Below are 17,219 nucleotides of genomic sequence, written 5' to 3'. Positions count from 1 at the left end.
GTTAATAATTATTTAAACACACCAATGGCAAATTTGATTATTTTTACCACATCAAACCTTACGCCTGACGAGCGCTATCATTAACAACTTTCTACGATTGTAATTGTGAATTGCTTTCAAATTCTAAACCTATCCCATTTGCTTGTCAGTCAATAGTAAAAACCAGAGCAGGATCTAAACCTTTCCAAATAAGCAACACGGGAGGGAAAAATGTGTAATACCAGACGGCCATAATCAATCACCAACATTTATATATAAGTCCAATATCCTGGTGATGTAACCATTGGTTTTGGATCAAAATTAATAGCAACTCATAACGGACTGGTTCATGAAGAATCCGGGACATCACATTATTGCCGGTTTTCAGCAGGGAAGCAAAGATGCGTTTGCTGCCGTGTATAATATGCACTATAGCCGGTTATATGGCTTTATCAAAAAGTTGGTTGAGGACAGGGAAGAAGCCCAGGATATTACTGCCGAAACATTTGTAAAGCTGTGGAAGCTGCGCGCCAATTTCAACACGGCCGAAAATATAAAAGCTTTCTTATACATTACGGCCCGCAATGCCTGTATGGATTACCTGCGGTACCGGCAACGCCAAACCGCCAATAAACAGGAGTTTGGCTATGTATTACTACAACAGGAAGTTGCTGTTCCCACTACTCCCAATGACGAAATAAAAACAGAAGTATTAAAGCAGGTCCATAGCGAAATAGAGAACCTGCCTTCGCAATGCAGGCGCATCTTCAAAATGGCCTGGCTCGAAGGAAAAAAGAATGCAGAAATAGCCCGGCAGTTAGCGCTTACCGAACAAACCATAAGAAATCAAAAAGCCCGCGCGGTAAAAATTTTGCGGGTAGCATTGGCGAATTACAATATGGAATTGTTTGTGTTGCTCCTCTTATGTATGCTTTAATAACAGCAAATTCATTTCTTATCACATCCATCATTGACAACCACCTGTATCGCAGCTAAAGGCGAGGAACATGCATACCAGCAAACGTTTTTATTGATATTAATTAAGAAACTGGCAAACTCATTTGATAATAATCAATTGCCAACCCGGTAATTGCCAGCAAAATTGAAACCTACCAATAAGCCATCTCCCTGACAACCAATTCGATATTACCGAATTGTTATGTAATGAATTATTCCGGTACACCCGTTGGTACAAAATAACAATCGCGCGTTTCTAGGATACATACGCTTTGATAACCTTTTCCAACCTGATCCTGGTAGCGTGTGTACCGGCCATTTAACTTTTTCCTGCATTACGATTGCTACCATTACCATTCAACATTAAGAAACTGATATGCCTGAGTTTCCCGGGGAAGCAGGCTATTACTTAAACTATAGAAATGACATTAGTAGTAAAAAGAATTGCGGCCCTTATTGTTAAACAATTGCGGAACGAATTATCGGTAGAAGAATCGATAGAGTTGGAGCAGTGGGCCAACGAAAACGTTGCTAACCGCGAATTGCTGCAAGAGTTAACAGATAATGAATCGTTGCGCCGGGAACTGATCGACTATTATGAAGCGGAGCAATCAAAAGAAGCCGTATGGAAAAAGATCGATGAAGCTACCCCTGAAACCACACCGGTAATACCTATTACTGTACAACATCAAAAGAAGTACAGGTACCTGGCTGCTGCGGTAACAATAGGAGCAGTATTAACCACCGTAGCTTATTTCTGGTTGCAGCAAAAGCCAAAACCAGCAACCACACCAATAGCCCAAACCACCACCAACGATGTATTGCCCGGTGGTAATAAAGCAATACTTAAATTAAGCGATGGCAAAACCATAGTACTCGACAATGCGCAAAACGGATTGCTGGCACAACAGGGAGCCGTACAAATTGAAAAACAGGATGGACAATTAATGTATTCCCCATCCGAAGCAACAGCAGCCGTATCCTATAATACGCTGGCCACCCCGGTGGGTGGACAGTTTCAACTAAAATTACCCGACGGTACCCGCGTTTGGTTGAATGCGGCTTCCTCAATAACCTATCCTACTGCATTTACCGGCAACGACCGCAGGGTAACCATTTATGGCGAGGCTTATTTTGAAGTAGCCAGGGATGCCGCCAAACCATTTAAAGTAGGGGTTACAACAAGTGAAGGAGCAGCCCGCAACGGAACTGAAATTGAAGTGTTGGGTACACATTTTAATATAAACGCCTATAGTAATGAAGCGCTGGTAAAAACGAGCTTGCTCGAAGGAAAGGTAAAGATCAAAAGTGATTTTTTCAATGGAAAGCAATCAGCCATTCTGAAACCCGGGCAACAGGCGCAGGTTGAAGTAGAAGGCAGACTGAAAGTAAAGGACGATGCCGATATGGAAGAAGTAGTGGCCTGGAAGAATGGTGAATTCCTGTTCCAAAGTGCAGATATAGGCACCATGATGCGCCAGGTGGCGCGGTGGTACGATATAGAAGTAAGCTACCCCGAAGGAATGCCAAAAGACAAATTCAGTGGAAAGATCGGGCGGAATGTGAACCTCAGTCAGCTCCTGAAGATCCTGGAGTATTCAGAAGTGAAGTTTGAATTGAAGGGAAAGACCTTAATAGTGCACAATTAAGTATCAATATCAAAAAAGTATAGCCATTAATCAGAGACCGAAGACCAAACCAATAAAAAGGCCGCTCCATGTGCGAGATGAAGCGGCTGTTTGGTTGGGTCATTTCTAAATAAAACTGTTGGGAACATTTCTATTTATCAAACCTAAAACGCAAATGTATGAAATTACGGACCTGGTGCATCCGTATGGGTCTAATTTTGACCAAAACTGTATTGGTATGTACAGGAATGCTGCTTTTTTTAACGCTTTTTAATCCGGCAACAACAAAAGCCGAAAACGGCCGGGGTGGCATTACGCTGAGGCAGGAGAACGCCCCGCTGCAAAAAGTATTTCAAAGTATCGAAAAACAAAGCGGGTACCGCTTTTTCTACAATGAAACCCTGCTACAGGGTGCGGTAAAAGTAACGCTCCGTCTTCAAAATGCCAGTCTGGTAGAAGCCCTGGACGCCTGTTTCCACAACCAGCCGTTGAGCTATGCCATTGTTGACAAAACCATTATCGTAAAAAGAAAAAAGGAACAGCCGGCATCTGCACCCCTAACAGCAGCTGTTTCTGTTTCCAATCCTGAGAAAATAATTGCAGTACGCGGCAAGGTAACCAGTAATAATGTACCTGTAGCCGGCGCCAGCATCATGATCAAAGGCACCGACAATGGCGCCAGTACCGACAAAGACGGTATTTTCACCCTGCCCGAGGTAGAAGAAGATGCTACCCTGGTGGTGAGCAGTGTAAGCCATGATGCAAGGGAGATTCGAATAAGCGGGCGCACTTTTATCAATATTGATTTAGCCCAACATGCCGATGATCTGGATGAAGCTGTGGTGGTAGCGTATAATACTACAACACAAAGAAAGAATGTAGGTGCAGTAACGGTGGTAAAGGGCGACGATATCCAAAGTTTACCCAACCGTTCCATTGACAGGTCGTTACAGGGATTGGTACCGGGGTTATTAGTTACCAGTGGTACCGGGCAGCCGGGTGGGGGATTGAGTAATTTTGTATTGCGGGGTATAGCCACTGCTACGGAAATAACCGCTGGTCAAACAGTAAGGAACCCATTGATCATAGTCGATGGTATTCCTGTAAACCAGGACCCCAACCAAATGAACTTAACCTCTTCTACGCCTATCAGCAATCCAATGGCGCAGTTAAACCCTTCTGATATTGAAACTATATCTGTGTTAAAAGATGCGGCTGCTATTGCCTTATATGGCTCCAAAGCAAGTAACGGCGTTATTATTATTACAACGAAAAAAGGTAAAGCAGGCAAAACGACATTCAGCTTCCGGCATCAAACCGATATTGCATCAAGATTAAAGGGGAAAGTTGAATTATTGAACCAGGACGAATACATGGAGCTGTTATTTGAAGCGTATAAAAATTCAAATTCAAAATATGAGGATGAATCATTAATTCTGTCTGATCTACGAAGCTATATTCCAGCACTCAAAGCGACTAAATTCCCCATCATTGTAAACGGCCCCGGCGATACCAGCTTTTATAATGCGCCTAACTGGTTTAAAGAACTCTACAACGATCATGCATTAACCATTTCAAATGAACTTTCCATTTCTGGTGGTAATGATAAATCAAACTACTATCTGAATGTTGAATATACCAAACAGGATGGGATAGCTAAAAAAACAAACTTTGACCGCAAATCAATTCGATTCAATTTTGAGAACCGGCCAGCCAGTTGGTTTAAACTGGGGCTTAATTCCGCCCTGTCTTATACTGTTCAAAATTATTCAGGAACAACCGATGGAACAGCGCCGCTTGGTACTCCCTATGTAGCCTCTCCGCTGCTTCCCGTTCGCCAGCTGGACGGATCTTATTTTTTAAACTATGTAGCAGGGTTAAGTGCCACACAAACTGATGCTATTTCGAACCCACTTGCCGCGGCTGATTACAATATCAACAGAAACGTATCCTATCGCGGATTAAGCAAAGTGTATGCAGAAGTCTCCTTCCTTCAGCATTTTAAATTTACCTCAAACCTGGGCGTGGATTTCATGTTGACTGAAGCAAAAGAAAAAATTGATCCACGGCTCGCTGTCGATGGTCAGGGAATTGGTATTGGGAAATTGCAGGACAGGGATATCAGATCGGCCAATTTAATAACAACAAACATACTGAGGTTCGATAAAACAATCGGGGGCGATCATTTTATAAATGCGCTCGCAGGGCAGGAGGCCCAGACCCTGAATACTAAAACAGAATATGTAAGTGTAAAAAACATTGCCTATCCAAACCTTGACCAGATCATAAATGGATTTACCGGGGCGTTACAGGATTACGGCTCACTGGCAGTAAAACAAAACCTGTTGTCTTATTTTGGTCAGGTCAATTATAGCTTCAGAAACAAATATTTACTGACCTCAAGTATCAGGCGGGATGGCTCCTCCCGTTTTGGTGAAGATCGCAAATATGGAACCTACTGGTCAACCGGCGCAGGTTGGGTTGTAACTGAAGAACGCTTTATGAAAGGCACTGAAGCCTGGATGAATTATTTCAAGATAAGGGGCAGTATAGGCGCTGCCGGTAGTTCTGCTTCAATAGACCGGATAACCCGTTACGATCCACTTGTGGTGGCCAGCTATTTAGGAAACACCGCTATTTATCCAAACCCTGCGGTATCACCGGGCAATCCAGACATCCGGTGGGAACAAACATTTACCTGGGATGCAGGTGTTGAAGCCAGATTTTTAAGAGACCGAATTGTAATTACAGCTGATGTATATAAAAGAAAAACTTCCGACCTCGTATACCAAACAAATCTGGCGTTTGTAACCGGCTTCTCGAGTTATTTAAGCAATATTGGCGATATGGAAAACAAGGGCGTTGAGCTATCCCTTTCCACGGTAATCATTCGCACCAAAGATTTTCGCTGGAATTTAGCTGCAAATTGGAGCACTAATAAAAACAAACTGGTAAAAGCCAATGTGCCTTTAGCAAGTGTGGGCAGCACATTATTGGGCAATGAAGAGGGACGGAATTTTAACAGTTTTTATATGAAACGCTGGGCAGGTGTGAATGAGGCAGATGGAAAACCAATGTGGATAGATTCAACAGGCACGCCGAATACAAATATAAATGCTGCAAAAAAGGAATTTGCAGGCAAACCACAGCCAGATGCATTTGGCGCCGTCACCAATACCTTTTTTTATAAAGATTTTGAGTTGTCGGCCATATTGTATTATCAATACGGATTCCAGATCTATGAAAGTGATCCATTGTTAAATGATGGACAGGTACCCTACATCAATCAGAAAAAAGATGCATTGAATCGCTGGCAAAAGACAGGTGATAATGCGAAAAACCCCAGGAGAGTATTGAATAATATTGATGGTGGCTCAGGTATTTCAACCAGGTATTTGTTCAACGGAGATTATATCAGGTTAAGTAATGTATCCCTGGCATATTATGTACCGAAGCGCATCTCAGACCGCCTGCGTCTTAACAGGCTTAAAGTATATGTTCAGGGCAACAACCTTGCTTTGTGGACAAAATATCCGGCGCTGGACCCCGGTAATTCAAACACAAATGGCAGTAATCTTTTTGCATATCCCAACCAAAGATCATTTTCATTTGGGTTGAACCTTAATTTTTAACCTATTCCTGATATAACTCATTCAAAAAGAAAACAAATGAAATCCCACAAATATATCTTCCCGTTTGTTGTCGTTCTGACATTGGTTAGTTCGTGCAAAAAAGACTTTTTGGAGGTGGATGATAATAGCTTTATCAACAGGCAGAGCTATGTTAAAGACCTGAAAAGTATGGAAGAATTCCTGAACGGGAATTACAACATGCTTCACCGGGTATTCTATTATGGTTTAAACCTCGTGTATCCTGATTTAATAGCAGATAATATAAAACCCATTGTTGGCGGTACTTTTTTTGTTAATCATTATAGCTGGACCCAACAGGCCGAATTGAGAGCTGAAGATCAACCTTCAGCCGCATCGTTGGCAATGAATGCAAGCTGGACAACTGGTTACAGGATTATCAGGGCCTGTAGTTTTATAATTGAGGATGTAGACAAATACAGAGACCAGAATCCGGCAAAAGCCGATGGCATTAAAGCCCAGGCTTATGCCTTAAGAGCATTGGTGCATTTTCAGCTGGTTAATATTTTTGCCCAGGCCTATAACTATTCAGGAGATGGGTCACATCCCGGTATTCCCTTTGTAACTTCTTCAAACATCTCCGATGCGGTAGTTCGCAATAGTGTAAATGAAGTATATAATGGAGTTATCAATGATCTTAATGCGGCTATTTCGCTTTATAAACCCGAACTGGTCAGTACCTTATACATGAATAGTTATGCCGCCAAAGCTTTACTGGCAAGAGTATACCTGTTCAAAGGAGATTATAATGGCGCAAAAACACTGGCAAGAGAGGTAGGAACGGTTGTTCCGATCATGAAAAACAATGGCGCCGTAAAAATGTATCCCGATAGCTTGTTTAGAAAGGGAGAAACGGAAGCTTTATTTCAGTTGCCCCCTTCAGCAAGTGGAGTAGCAGGCAGCACCTATAATACGCTATTCGAAGGTGTATTCCTTTCCGGATCGCAACAGAAGTTTTTAGCCACAAGCGATATCGCAACTATTTTAAAAGAAACGACCCAGGATGTAAGAAACAGCTGGGTTACGCAAAGCGGCTCAAACTGGAATATCTCTAAATTTCCCGCAAATGTTGTTCCCGGATTTTCATTATCCGCCGGCTCTTACTATCAAACCCTGTTACGGTCATCTGAAATGTATTTGACAGCAGCTGAATCGTATGCAAATCTAAATAATGAAGACAGCGCCCGGTATTATCTTGATGAAGTTCGAAAAAGAGCAAATCCTGCAGCAATATTAACCAGCGCAACAGGGCCGGCCTTACTTGACTCCATATATAAAGAAAGAAGAAAGGAACTTTCCTTTGAAGGGCTGCGAATGTTTGACCTGTTACGATGGAAAAAAGGCGTGAACAGAACGGACGCCCCTAACCAGGCTGCGAAAATTTTATCTTATCCCAATAACAAAGCAATTGCACCGCTTCCTATTCCGGATGTGAACCTGATGGGTTTTTCCCAAAATTTAGACTATTAATTAAAATCAATTGAGCATGAAGTTGTCCCTGTCATTTGCTATTGTATTCCTGTTTTGTCAAAAAATATATTCTCAAAAAAATAGCATTATTGAAATTGAGTTGCCCCAAAGCAACGTTATAAATACCGCTGTCCTTACCTGTTACCCGGCTGATTATATAGGTCCTGTAGTCAAAGACAAAAAAATAACAGGCATAAACGTCAATAATTATATTAAATGGAAATTGCCTGCAGATAGCCTCTTAATGATAAGCTCGAACCTGTTATCAAAAGGCAACTCATTTCTTATTGAACCCGGCGATAGCGTACGGGTTCATTTTGAAGGGAATGAACCCGTCTTTTCCGGAAAAGGAGCAAACAAGTTCAGTCTCATACAAAAAATTGAAAAGAAAGTAAGATCATTTGAGCAATCGGAAGCATATGAAAAACTTCCCGGTAAATATACTCAAACCGCTTCGCTGAAAGAATATCTTGACTGGAATGCATATTTGAATAATCTGTCAGATTCAATTTCTGCCATAACTGATTCTTACAGGCAGGTTATTTCAACGCCCATCTTTAACAGGCTAAAGACTACCCGTCTTATTAAAATTGAGAAAGTACGCCTCGAGAAATTCTGGGGGCTGTTACTTTATTGCCTGTATGAGAATGCAGGTGAAGAACCCAAAAAGTTTGGGTTAAGTGCCAATGACCTGCTGAATATTGCAGACTCCACTTTATATGGTGCTGCAGCCCAATGGCTCTATGCAAACGGGCAATCAGGCTCTTCTTCCTATTTCTGGTCAGTGAATCAAATTGCGGCTTTAAAAAAACAGGGCTTTATTCTTACAGATAGCTTTAGTAATAAAACCAATCGATATATTTTTTTATATGAGAATGCCAAATCGAGCCTTACAGGAGTGATCCGTGAAAAAACATGCTGTGAAATATTATCACTGGCAATAACCAAACTGGGCTTTATACCGGAAGTGGAAACGATGTTATCGAACTATTATGTTCAAAACGGGTTCACTGATTACAAAAAATGGTTAAAAGACTTTGAAACCGAAACCCGGGAAAGGCGGTTAGGAAAGGGTAGGACCGCCCCCGATTTTAGTCTTACAGACATTTCGGGCGAGTTATTTACTAAAGATAAACTGAAAGGCAAAATCGCCATTCTCGATTTTTGGTTTACCGGGTGTATAGGATGCATGCAAATGACACCAGGAATGCATGAAGTGGAAGAAGCTTTTAAAAACGATACTAATGTTGTTTTTGTAAATATCTCACTTGATAAAAACAGGGAGCAATGGGTTAAAAGTGTTGCCCAGGGAAAATTTAATACCGGTAAGGGAATAAATTTATATACTGGCGAAAAAGGAAGTGATCATCCAATGATACGTGATTACAATATCTCTGGTTATCCAACACTGTATATATTGGACCCCTTTGGCAAAGTTGCCCGGAATCCGGTGCCTGATCCAAGAGGGAGCCGTGGTAAATCGGCATTGATAAGTTTGATCCGGCATCAATTAGCTTTATTACAGGACGGACCTTATTTACTACAGCAGGGCGACTCCATTATTTCGTATACGGTTAATAATGCGATAGTTCAAACGCGGCAGTTTGAAAAAAAGGACCTCACCGTAAACGTACAAACTGATGAAGCCGGGAAAACATTTGATGTAAAGATCAGGCCTGCATATGCCGTAGAACCTGCTGAATATCCGCAGCCTTCCAAACTTTTTGTTCTATCAGATATCGAAGGAAATTTTGATTCATTCCGGAAGTTATTACAGGCAAACAAAATTATCGACGATAACTATAACTGGACATTTGGGACCGGGCACCTGGCATTTAATGGCGATATGTTTGACCGGGGCGAACAGGTCACAGAATGCTTATGGCTTATTTATTCACTCGAAGAAAAAGCAAAAGCAGCGGGCGGATATGTGCATTTTATACTGGGCAATCACGAGATCATGAACCTGAATGGTGATACCCGCTATAATCAGGAAAAGTATAAATTGAATGTATCACTGCTAAAAAAAGATGATCTCAATGAGCTTTGGGGCCAACAAAGTGAATTGGGGAAATGGCTCAGGAGTAAAAACATTATGGAGAAGATCGGTAATAACCTGGTAGTTCATGGGGGTATTTCGCCTGAATTGAATTACCTGCCATTAACGATTTCACAATTAAATGAACTGGCAAGGCGCTACTATACCCGGGATAATATTGCAAGGAAAAGCACAGACCCTAATTTGCAGTTGCTCTATGATTATGAAAAATCACCATTCTGGTATCGCGGTTATTACGGAAATAATAAAAAAAGTCCCAATACCCGGCAAATCGACAGCAGTCTGCACAGATTTGAGGTTACCCATATAATAACCGGGCACACTATTGTTGCTGACACTATAAGCTTACATTACGATGGTAAAATAATTAATACCGACACTAAACATGCAGAAGGCAAATCGGAAGCCTTATTAATTGAAGGAAACACATTTTATGCAGTAAGTGAAGAAAAGAAAAAGGTATTGTTTACAATACCGCCGTTGAATCAGGGGACAATAACCAAAAACTGAGAACCCAAAAATATAAGGAAGCCTGCCCCTGTTATTCATTGGCAGGCTTCTTTTATTCCCCTTAATAAATTTAATATTCCACTGAAGTATCACTGCAGTTACGACTACTAATTTAGTATGATAATTAATGGCCATTGATTATCATCATTTATTATTAATCATTAAAAATTATTTATTATGCAAAAGTTATCATTAAGAAAACTGTCTCTTGTAGGCCTTTCATTAATGGCTGTATCTGCAGTAACTGCCGCTTTCATGCCCTCAAAAAATACTAACAGGGTTGCAAGCAACGGTACACTTAGAGGAGATATCAGCAATGATGGTGGTGCAGCTGTTAATACCTGTACTTTCCGCCAGGACGCAAATTCCTGTAACGCCACTGCCGGTTCATTAACAACTGGTGTAAATCAAACAAATAGCTATACTGAATTAGGATATCAAACTGCCAACAATACAACTGTTGGTGATATTTAATGCTGATTAACATAAAGAGGATGTCTCAACAAAAAGAGACATCCTCTTTTATTTCAGCCGTCTTGTTGAGTTGGCTCATTTATTTGCTGCAGTTTAACTGCAGTAGCTATTAATAACTTAGTGTTTGTGCTCCCGTAAAGCCTGAATATTATATTTAATAACAAGCATAAATATTTAAAAAAATGACATCAAATAACAAACAACAATTTCACGCATGGCATTTAATGCTGTTGTTGGTTCTGTTATTAAATTCCAGATGCAGGAATACACCTGACGCAAACGCTACTATTCATATTTATATAATGCCACAATACGGCCTTATAAAATTACTACCCACTACTGATACCTTACATTTTCCATTAGATGAAAACAGCTACAATGCAATAAAATCAACATTGAGCTTTGTTATTAGAAATAAAGAATATGTTTGTTTCCATGACCAACGGGCTGAGGCATTAAATATTTACGATTTACACTCAAGACAATTAATTAAACGCCTTGAACTGAAAAAAATATTATCAGGTCATGATCTATATAAAACCTCAGCATTTGTCAAAAACTTTGACAGTATTTTTGTGACCAACAATGCCTCGTTATACCTGGTTGACAGTGCCGGGCACTTAAACAAAACTTTTAAATTTCTTCAAAAACCTGAATTGGCCAGGGCGGTTTTTGACAACAACAGCCCGCCGGTAATTCAGGACAATCAGTTGTATGCAGGAGTACGGCCGTCCATTAACGAAACTTCCTTACGGTCGTTGGCAAAATGGAAAGCAGTATACTCGTTTGATCTATTGAACGGGAAAGCAAAATTGCACTATTCCCTGCCCAGAATGTACCAGGAAAATTATTTTGGTTATCATTTTTTAGAAGGCAACTATTGCTATAATAACAACGGATATTTCGTTTTTAGCTTTCCTGCAGATACCAATGTATATGAGTCGGACCTGGCCGGTCACAATCTATCTTATTGCGGCAAAAGCCAGTATCAAACCAGTGATATAACTCCGGTTAAAAAGGAAGACCTGTTAAATGATAAAGCGGGTAAACAGTATATGCTACGGGATTCCTATGGTGCTATTTATTTTGATGGTTACCATAAAAGATATTTGCGCCTGGCGAAGCAAAAGATAAGTGAGGCAGATTTTGAATCAAAGAACCTGAATAGAAAAAGAAGCATATTGATCTTTGATGAGCATTTAAAAATCATTGGCGAATCGTTAATTGATGAGAATATCTCCTTTAGTAGTTTGTTTATTTCGGCCGATGGAAATATTTATGCCAGAACAAGGTCCAACGATGAATATGCATTGCACTTTGTAAGGCTTGCTTACGTTGACAGCCGGGAAAACAATACCCAGCTAACGAAAAATTAAAGAGCTCCTAATAAATAATGTCATGAAAATCTTTTCCATATTGCTGGCTTTAACTATATGCCTGGCTTGTAATGAAGCAGGAAAAAAGCAAAAAAGCATTGAATTAATTACAGAAGCCAGCAGGCAAACAAATATTTTTAATAATCTTATTGCCGTAACTAACAATACTATACCAGAAGCCAGAAGAAGCGATTCACTGGCATTTTTGATCTTACCCGTTCAGGCCAGCTGTCCTGCCTGTAGAAAAAAAACAATTGATAGTATTATCGAGCACCGGGGCGACCTGCCTGATCGCCGGTTTGTGGTGATCTCAGCCAATGGTGGCCGCAAAACTATCGGCGCCTACTTTAAGGAAGAAAATTCAGAGCTTCCAATAATTGAAAACAAATTATTTCTTGATAGTATGAACAGGGCATTTAAATATGACCTGTATTCTGACAAGCCTACAATCTATTATACTTTTAATCAAAAGGCTTATAAGAAAATATCCAGTATTCCCATCACTGTAAAGCAGGACCTGCATAGTTTTTTCACTAATTAAAATTGTAACGCACAGGATACGGCAATATATACCATGAGTGAAACACTTCCATATAACCAATTACTGAATTATGCAGATGCATTAAAGAAATACAATGTACGTTTTTCAGATAAAGAACCCTGGCTTGTGTCTGGAGAGTGTTCCTCAACAAATAAATGGCTGATCTTTGTTAGTGTGATCAGGGCGCAGCTGCCTGAATTACTGCATTGTATTTTACCCCTTCTGATCCAGGAACAGGTGCCATTCCGGTTAATTAAAAACCGCTTGCTACACCAATATGTTAACATAGGACGGTATGGGCCCGATAAAGTTGGAAAAGTAATTTGTCTTCATCCACTTTCCGAAGCACAAGCCGTTCGAATGGTTACCCTATTACAGCCGTTGGTGAAAAAGTTTATGGGTCCCAGGGTATTGAATACAATGCGGGTAGGACAAGTTTTATATGCCTGCTTCAGCGAAATGTTGAAAGTTAAGAATGGCAAAAAAATTAAAAAAGAATACATTCCGGGTAAAGCTGCTATTCCATTTAAAGACATAATAGAAATAGTTCAACCAGCGCGTACACTCATCCTGGCAAAAAAATATCTTCTAACAAAAAGGATCCGGACTTCTGCAAAAGGAAATATTTACAAAGCCATTTACCGGGAACGATTTTTATTCAGGGAATGCCTGATTAAGCAGGGCAACATGAATATGGTTGATGATCTTACCGGCAGAACAATACACGACCGGCTATTATGGCAAAAAAAGGTATTGACCGATTTAAAAGAATTGACCGGTGTTCCCCGGTTCCTCCACTTTTTTGTGGCGCACGACAACAGCTACCTCGTTATAGAATTTAAAAGAGGGAGTACCCTGGTATCAAAAATCCAATCTTTTTATACGCATAACTCCTGGCCGCAGCTTCCATTACCAACGAAAGTGTACATCCTGAAATATTTTTTGAATTGCCTTCAGCTTATTGCTAACATTCATGAATCGGGCTATATCCACCGGGACATAAAAGGTGAAAATTTTATGATAGCGCCTGACGGCACGCCGATCGTGCTGGATTTTGAGGTGGCATTTTCAGCTAAAGAGTCACTTCCCAATAAGGCTTTTATAACTATTTCTAAAGGCTACCAGGCACCGGAACAACAAAACGCTTTAATTCCTTCCTGGAAGGAAGATATCTATTCTATAGGCGCATTATTGATTTTCCTGTTGACCAACATTCATCCTGGTGAGTTTATTGAGGAAGAGGTTAATAAGACCACAAAGAAACTTTACAAACTACCTGTCAATGAAAATGTAATTCAGATAATTGTCAAATGTCTTGATCATAACCCGGGTAACCGGCCCGGAATTCAGGAAATAAGCCAGTGCATTACGGCTTATTCAGAACAATTGTTACGATCAGGAAAATAAATTTAACCAAAGAAATTACGCTATGTTAACTTCTCCAAAAATATCGTTACAAGTGCCTCATCCTGAAAAAAACGATCTATTCTTTTCTGTTCGGCTAAAGCAAAGTATGCGAAATGAGGAAGCAGAATATAGAAAAACGTCGAAAGTATTCGTTGTGTCTGATATTGAAGGTAATTTTCAGGCTTTCTGCCGGTTATTATACAAGGGTGGGGTAATTGATAAACACCTGAAATGGGTGTATGACGAGGGGCATCTTGTAATTGTTGGCGATTGTTTTGACCGGGGAGAACAGGTTTCCGAATGTCTTTGGCTTATTTATTATCTGGAAGAAAAAGCCAGGAGAGTGGGGGGCTACGTTCATTTCATTCTGGGTAACCATGAGATCATGAATTTAAATGGTGATTGGCGTTATGTTCATCCTAAATATGCAGCAACGAATTCTTACAAAAATCCCCCTACGGCTTTGTATGGCGCTAATAATGAATTATGGCGATGGTTGTGCACAAAGAATATTATAGAAAAAATAGGCGATGTTTTGTTTGTGCATGGAGGAATTGCCCCCGAAATAATCAAATTAAATGTAAGCATAGCTGAATTGAACAATCGCGCCCGTCAACATTACACCAGGGCAAAGGAAAGCTTTATTGATTCTTCCCTGAAATTGATCTTTAACAGCGACCTGTCACCTTTTTGGTACCGGGGTTATTACCGCCAAACAATTTCAGAAAATGACATTGATGCTATACTTACTCATTTCGGAGTTAAAAGCATTATTACCGGTCACACTATAGTAAGTGAAATAACCACTCTTTTTAATGGTAAAGTGATCAACGTGAATACCGACCATGCAGCCGGCATTTCAGAAGCGCTGATCATAAAAAAAGATAACTATTACAGTATGGATGCTGCCGGGAAAAGGAAAAAAATAAAATAATTCAAAATTTATATTAAACATAATGACTTTTTCAGCCAATCGATCACTCCTGTTTTTATTTACAGGCTTATTATGGGGTTGTCAGGTATCAGAAGGATACAAGGGAACTGGCAAAAGGACCATAATTGAACTTCAGCTTTCCGACGAAATGACCACGCAAAGACCTGCTAATTTTGAAATGAAGGAAAACATGGAAATCGCTTTCCGGCCGGTGATCAGAGTGGAGAATTCTCCGCCATATGATTATGTGGAAGCGAAAGTTTCAAAAAATAAAGTAAAGTGGGAATTCCTTTCAGATAAGCCCATAGAGATGAATTATGGATTCGGTAAATTAAATCTTGTTTCCCCCGGCGACAGCATTAGAATTAAATATCATAATGACGAACCCTTTTTTATAGGCAGGGGTGCCAACAAATTAATGACCTGGAAAATGCTTTTGGAAGAAGGGAAAAGACTGGGCATTCCCACAAAAAATTGCAATACGATACATTCAATCAATGATTACCTTAATTGGAGCCGTTATTTAGACCAGAAACTTTCCCTGCTACTGCCCATCCTTGATTCAAACAAAGCGAAACTTCAGCCTTTTGAATATAATTATTTAAAATCCGCCCTTGTTGGTTCGATAGAGAATGATCGTATTGATGCTTACACCGCATTAAGAAAACATAGCATGAATGATTCTGCGTCGGGTATAACGGCTTCAAACCTGATTGCGGTATGGGACTCAACACAATATAAGCATTGGGGTAAATGGCTTAGAGGGTTGCCTGATTATTATGGCTCAACTTATACTTTGTCGCGCTTTAATCAAATGGAGACCCTGCGGAAATTGAATTTTGATGTTACTAATGAAAAGTTCAAATCGAAAGAGGAACTGCCAACCCTTTTTTATAATAACGCCAAACAAAATTATAATGGGGTCACCCGTGAGCGTTTATTAGCTCTTATATTGGATGAAGTATTTATTGATGGGTTAGGATTTAATAATACCGCAACCCAGGCAGCTTTAATGGATTACTACAGGCAACCTGGGTTTCCTGAGTATAAGCAAATGGTTAAGGGATTGGAAGGAAAATCCGGTAAACTGGTAAAAAAATAGAACATCCTTCAACAATTACCTTAATTGCATATCATACACGTATGTAAAAGGTGCCAATCCAATTCCAGAAATATGGATAGTTTATGGATTGATTTCAAAATATTGGAAGAAGCGTGGAAGGAAATGGAACCGAAGTTGATCGTTTTACACTACAAACGGCTATCTGGAGCCGTTTTTTGGAAAGCGCGGCTAAAAAGTTGCTAACTATGCCGCATATGTTTCAAACTATTGGTTAGATGTTTGCAACTTCATGTGGAAAGTTCAAAAGATTGAATGGAAAGTTCAAAACATTGCGTGGAAAGTTTAAAAGATTGAATGGAAAGTTTCGAACATTGCCTGGAAAGTTCAAAACATTAGGTGGAAAGTATAAAACATTGGGGCCAAAGTTGTGAACTTACGTCTCATAGTTGGTGACTGTTTCCGCCAGGTTGCGAACTTATGCCTCATCGTAAGCGACTGTTTCTACAACCTTTGAAACCCATAAAAATAAATTAAAAAGCTGCAGGCCAAAATTTGAAACAATGTATCCAATTTACCAACTTATGCCGCAAAGCCTGATGGTAAGCCAACTTAATGGCTTACCATAATAAAATAATTAGCGTTTCCGTAGTTCACCGGAACAATGTGTACAAAGCGTCGTAAGACGCCTGCCAGCGTCTGCGGCACAAAAACCCGTCAAATCCGTCAGGAGAGCACGGTTTCGCTGAGGTTTTCTTTTACCTCCTCTTCACCAAGGTGTACATACTGGGCAAATTCTTTGATGGAAACGTAGTCTTTCTTCTTCCGGCCCAATTCTTCGCGGATCGTTTGCAGCAACCGTTGAGCGGTGCGTATATTGATCCCCAGGATCTTTGTAATATCATTTGTGTGGATCACCAACCGGTTGGTGGCTGATTTAGCCGAAGCGGGTGCTTTTTTGGCCGTTTTTTTCTTTTTTGTCGCGGCTTTCTTTCTGGTTGCTGATGCCTTCTTTCTTACCTGAACGGTGCTTCTTGCAGCAATGCGTTTCTTCTTTGCCATGCTGTTCAATTCATTTAAAGGTTAAGCCAATAGTGGCAATTTGGCTTACTAATCGGAGCATCGTGTACAAACCTTCCAAAGTATCCATCAGGGAAGGTGAATGATCTGGCTG

General features: G+C 40.3%; 12 protein-coding genes. 11 read left to right on the top strand and 1 reads right to left on the bottom strand.

Annotation, left to right across the window (positions count from 1 at the left end; translation table 11 throughout):
• Positions 1–328: 328 nt before the first annotated feature.
• The 11 genes from A3860_RS35495 to A3860_RS35445 all read left to right on the top strand — a co-directional run bounded on the left by A3860_RS35495 (position 329) and on the right by A3860_RS35445 (position 16,087).
• Entirely contained in the window at positions 329–916 is a 588-nt protein-coding gene (locus A3860_RS35495) for an RNA polymerase sigma-70 factor (RefSeq protein ID WP_081155344.1), read from the top strand.
• Positions 917–1,358: 442 nt separating this feature from the next.
• Positions 1,359–2,585, top strand: a complete 1,227-nt coding sequence (locus tag A3860_RS35490) for a FecR family protein (protein ID WP_081155343.1) — start codon at positions 1,359–1,361, stop codon at positions 2,583–2,585.
• Positions 2,586–2,743: 158 nt separating this feature from the next.
• The gene (locus tag A3860_RS35485) at positions 2,744–6,196 is read left to right on the top strand and encodes a TonB-dependent receptor (RefSeq protein WP_081155342.1); all 3,453 of its coding nucleotides are present in this window, start codon (positions 2,744–2,746) and stop codon (positions 6,194–6,196) included.
• A 36-nt stretch (positions 6,197–6,232) separates the two neighbouring features.
• Positions 6,233–7,684: a RagB/SusD family nutrient uptake outer membrane protein gene (locus A3860_RS35480; protein ID WP_081155341.1), complete on the top strand. Its 1,452-nt coding sequence runs from the start codon at positions 6,233–6,235 to the stop codon at positions 7,682–7,684.
• Positions 7,685–7,700: 16 nt separating this feature from the next.
• Positions 7,701–10,253, top strand: coding sequence for a thioredoxin-like domain-containing protein (locus tag A3860_RS35475; RefSeq protein ID WP_081155340.1), 2,553 nt, complete (start codon positions 7,701–7,703; stop codon positions 10,251–10,253).
• 177 nt (positions 10,254–10,430) lie between these two features.
• Entirely contained in the window at positions 10,431–10,727 is a 297-nt protein-coding gene (locus A3860_RS35470; protein ID WP_081155339.1) for a hypothetical protein, read from the top strand.
• Between the two features lie 182 nt (positions 10,728–10,909).
• Positions 10,910–12,103, top strand: a complete 1,194-nt coding sequence (locus tag A3860_RS35465; RefSeq protein ID WP_081155338.1) for a DUF4221 family protein — start codon at positions 10,910–10,912, stop codon at positions 12,101–12,103.
• Between the two features lie 22 nt (positions 12,104–12,125).
• Positions 12,126–12,644 carry a hypothetical protein gene (locus A3860_RS35460; protein WP_081155337.1) on the top strand — a complete coding sequence of 173 codons (519 nt, stop codon included), beginning with the start codon at positions 12,126–12,128 and terminating at the stop codon, positions 12,642–12,644.
• Between the two features lie 33 nt (positions 12,645–12,677).
• The gene (locus A3860_RS35455; RefSeq protein WP_081155336.1) at positions 12,678–14,051 is read left to right on the top strand and encodes a serine/threonine protein kinase; all 1,374 of its coding nucleotides are present in this window, start codon (positions 12,678–12,680) and stop codon (positions 14,049–14,051) included.
• A gap of 106 nt (positions 14,052–14,157) precedes the next feature.
• The gene (locus A3860_RS35450; protein ID WP_158085464.1) at positions 14,158–14,985 is read left to right on the top strand and encodes a metallophosphoesterase; all 828 of its coding nucleotides are present in this window, start codon (positions 14,158–14,160) and stop codon (positions 14,983–14,985) included.
• A gap of 22 nt (positions 14,986–15,007) precedes the next feature.
• The gene (locus tag A3860_RS35445) at positions 15,008–16,087 is read left to right on the top strand and encodes a hypothetical protein (RefSeq protein ID WP_081155334.1); all 1,080 of its coding nucleotides are present in this window, start codon (positions 15,008–15,010) and stop codon (positions 16,085–16,087) included.
• A gap of 684 nt (positions 16,088–16,771) precedes the next feature.
• On the opposite strand, the gene A3860_RS35440 is transcribed toward A3860_RS35445, so the two are convergent.
• Positions 16,772–17,107, bottom strand: a complete 336-nt coding sequence (locus A3860_RS35440) for a hypothetical protein (RefSeq protein WP_081155333.1) — start codon at positions 17,105–17,107, stop codon at positions 16,772–16,774.
• Positions 17,108–17,219 lie beyond the last annotated feature (112 nt).

Source organism: Niastella vici (assembly GCF_002077945.1).
Classification (GTDB): domain Bacteria; phylum Bacteroidota; class Bacteroidia; order Chitinophagales; family Chitinophagaceae; genus Niastella; species Niastella vici.
Note: the sequence above shows the minus strand (reverse complement) of the source record. Positions and strands in the feature narration are given on the sequence as shown.